Source organism: Acinetobacter sp. 228, assembly GCF_048147885.1.
On the sequence record NZ_JAYWYV010000246.1, the window covers coordinates 1 to 1,415 of the forward strand.

General features: G+C 29.5%; 1 protein-coding gene. It reads right to left on the bottom strand.

Annotated features, from left to right (window positions below; translation table 11 throughout):
• Positions 1 to 711 precede the first annotated feature (711 nt).
• Positions 712 to 1,239 carry a hypothetical protein gene (locus tag VXQ92_RS17855; protein WP_416682710.1) on the bottom strand — a complete coding sequence of 176 codons (528 nt, stop codon included), beginning with the start codon at positions 1,237 to 1,239 and terminating at the stop codon, positions 712 to 714.
• Between the last annotated feature and the right edge of the window lie 176 nt (positions 1,240 to 1,415).

Genomic DNA, 1,415 nt, shown 5'->3' on the forward strand with positions numbered 1-1,415 from the left:
TTTTTTGTTAAACGAAGTGGCACTGCTCGCATATTTTGAGTCTCTTTCAGACTTTGATTTAAGGAACCTATCTTCAGCATATTCTTCACTCTCATTCAGATTAATTTAAACAGCTTTTACAAGAGATTATAGCCACTTACCCCTAACGGCGTAGGGTTGTAGCTACTTCGTTATTAAACATGCTCTATGATGACTACAGAGGCCTTTACAAGCACATAAAATAGCGATTCTCCCGAACTGAAAATCTATTTTAACTCAAAGCCAAAAATAAGTATAACTAAATGTTTTTCCTAACAATTTCATCAAAATCTTCATCAAGACCTTTAACAACAATTTCATTAATTTTTATAAAAAATTTACATCACTCTTTCAACTTAACCATAAATGCTCCCCCCTCCAAATTAATCAATTTAAACTTAGAAATATCTACAGGTATTTTTTATAGAGCATCGATGGATAGAAACATCCTGTTTAATTAAGAATTCAAGCTTAAAATCACACAATCACTTAAATAAGTGAAGAAAACTATATCTTTTTCACTGTTTTTACTTCTTCAAATCACTTATTTTCTTTTTTAACTTTTAAGTCCTTTTCAAGTATCTTTTTCTTAGGCTAAATAGTTAAGATACTTAGTTAAAGCTTAAGCTAAGTATCCTTTACTTTAATAATTGAAAATTAAAAGTGTAATTACATTTATTAACATTCCAGAGTTTACTCTTTTCTTATAAAACTTGATCGATTTATACCTGAATAACGATTGAATTTTCTCCCCTTAATTTCGTAATAGGTAGAAAAATCATGTAATGCTTCTATTCGGATTTTCTCAATTGCTCCAAGTATATCTTCCTCAGATAAAGATCGGGTTTTTATATTTACTTCATCTCCATATACAGCTTCTGCAATTTTATCTAACAACTCTTCTTCAATTTTTTCTGATGCATGAAAAGTAATATAAATTTGAAAAAAATTTTTTCTTCTATATTGGGTTCGAAAGCCTCTGTTTAGGGCCACATTCATTTTTCTAAGCTCAAACAGAATGCCTATATTAGAAACTTTTCTTCTTAACTTATCTCTAAATTCATCCAACCCAGATAAGATAATTTCCTCTGCTCTCAACTTATCCTCTTCTCTATCCGCTCCTTCTAATCGAGGAAATACACTATATTGATAGAGCCACTGATAATCTCTAAGCTCAGTAATTAATTTTCTCTTTCTTTTCTCCACTGCTGTTTCAGTCATAACTTCTTCTCCCCAATAATTACTAATTAATAACTTTAAATACTAATTTAGTTATATTTAATTAGTCTATCTATCTACTTACCTATAACCATTGACGGTTTTTAAAGAAAAAACTATATAAAATTAACAAGATTTCTTTTGATGAACGCCTTATGGTGCAAAGGTTTCACAAGCTT

Bases quoted from the DNA above. Each gene is read 5' to 3' on its own strand.
- VXQ92_RS17855 (WP_416682710.1), bottom strand. From the start codon at position 1,239: ATGACTGAAACAGCAGTGGAGAAAAGAAAGAGAAAATTAATTACTGAG.